The sequence below is a fragment of the Thermus sp. genome (assembly GCF_040290245.1).
Lineage (GTDB): Bacteria > Deinococcota > Deinococci > Deinococcales > Thermaceae > Thermus_A.
Genome location: NZ_PSMQ01000111.1, coordinates 1 through 1,605, shown reverse-complemented (window position 1 = coordinate 1,605; position 1,605 = coordinate 1). Strand labels below are relative to the sequence as shown.

The following is a 1,605-nucleotide window of genomic DNA, read 5'->3' as shown; positions in this document are numbered from 1 at the left end:
GGGGTCCGGGGGGTTGCGGTAGCCGTTTTGGCCGTTCCCCGCGCACTCGATGAAGTAGGTGCGGGTGACCGAGGGAAAGCGCTTTAGCTCTTCCAGGGTGAAGACCAGGGGCCGTTCCACCATCCCGTGGATGACCAGACGGTAGCTTTTGGGGTCTACCTGGGGCACCCCGGAGTGGTGGCGCTCAAAGTGGAGGCCGTTGGGGGTGATCACCCCTTCCAGTTTCTCCAAGGGAGCAAAATCCGCCCCCGAGTGCCGGGTGCGCAGGTTGGGGGAGATGTAGCGGACCACCTCTCCTTCGAAGGGGGAACGGGTCCCGTACTCGGAAAGGGGGGCCCCCAGGTTCCGGGTCGATTCAAAGGTCCTCTCGTCCCATGGGGCCTGGGCTTTCCCCTTTAAAAGCGAGGTAAGGAAGACTCCGCCACCAATTAATCGAAAAAATTTCCTTCTATCCATTCTACCTCCTACCCCTATACTCTATCCACACCCCCCAAAAATCCCGGGAAGGGGCCTGCCCTTCCCGGGCCCATATGCCCCTATGCAGAAGGGCCGAACATGTCCCTCCAAAGGCCCTCGGCCCACCCATAGGCGGCCTGGGCGTTGGCCCTTGAGCGCTGGTTGTCCACGGCTCCCTGGGAGGCGATCTTCTTCTGGGCGGCATCCCAGGAGTAGTTGGCCGCCACCCAGATGGCCTCCTCCGAATCCACGAAGGAGTAGCAGATGTTGTTGGGCAGCTCAGGGGGGATGTCCGCCAGGGGCTTACCCTTGAGCCGTTCCACGATCTGGCGGGCCACGATGGTCCCAGAGACGTAGGCCACCATGCCGCTTTTGGGATAAGGGGTGTTCCCGGTGATGTCCCCCACCAGATAGACCCGGTCGTCCTTTTCCGAGAGGAAGTAGGGGATGCGGACGTTGGCCCAGCGCTCCCCCAGGCCCGAGACCCGGACCAGCTCGCCCGCCTTCATGGGAGGGATGATGTCCGCCAGGGCGAAGGGGTAGTCCCCCAGCGTGGTCTTGACCTGTTTTTTCCCGTAGTCGATGGCCGTGACCTCGGCGTTGGGGATATACTCCAGGTAGTCCTTGTAGAGGTCGTTAAAAGCGGCCAGGAAGCCCGGGGCCTTGGAGATGGGCTGGTTGTTCGCGTCTAGAACGTAGATCTTGCCCTTTACCCCCTTGGTCTTAAGCCGCCAGGCCAGCATGGCCGCCCGCTCGTAAGGCCCGGGCGGACAGCGGTAGGGGGGCTTGGGAATGGCCAGGACCAGCTCACCCCCGGTCTCGTCAAACCGGTCCAGCATCCGCCTTAGGGCCACGTGCTCGAAGGGTTTGAAGCCCACCGGCAGGAGGTGCTTGACCTCGCTGTAGCCCTGGATGGCCTCGTACATGTAGTCAATCCCGGGGGCTAGGACCAAAAGGTCGTAGGCTAGGTACCCCCCCGCAGTCCGGACCAGGCGGCGGTCCCGGTTGATGTCCAGAACTTTTTCCTGGACGAAGACCACCCCATCCTTCACTACATTGGTGTAGTCAAAGACCAAGTACTCCAGGGGCTTAACCCCGGCCAGGAAAAGGTTGGACAAGGGGCAGGACATGAAGATGGGCTTCTGCTCC

The 1,605-nt window shown here is 61.9% G+C and carries 2 protein-coding genes; both read right to left on the bottom strand.

What is annotated here, in order from left to right; genetic code table 11:
• On the bottom strand, positions 1-456 hold a 456-nt coding region (locus C4301_RS09795; protein ID WP_352414884.1), incomplete at its 3' end, for a molybdopterin-dependent oxidoreductase.
• Between the two features lie 80 nt (positions 457-536).
• Positions 537-1,605: FCSD flavin-binding domain-containing protein (locus tag C4301_RS09790; protein WP_352414883.1), on the bottom strand; the 1,069-nt coding region annotated here is incomplete at its 5' end.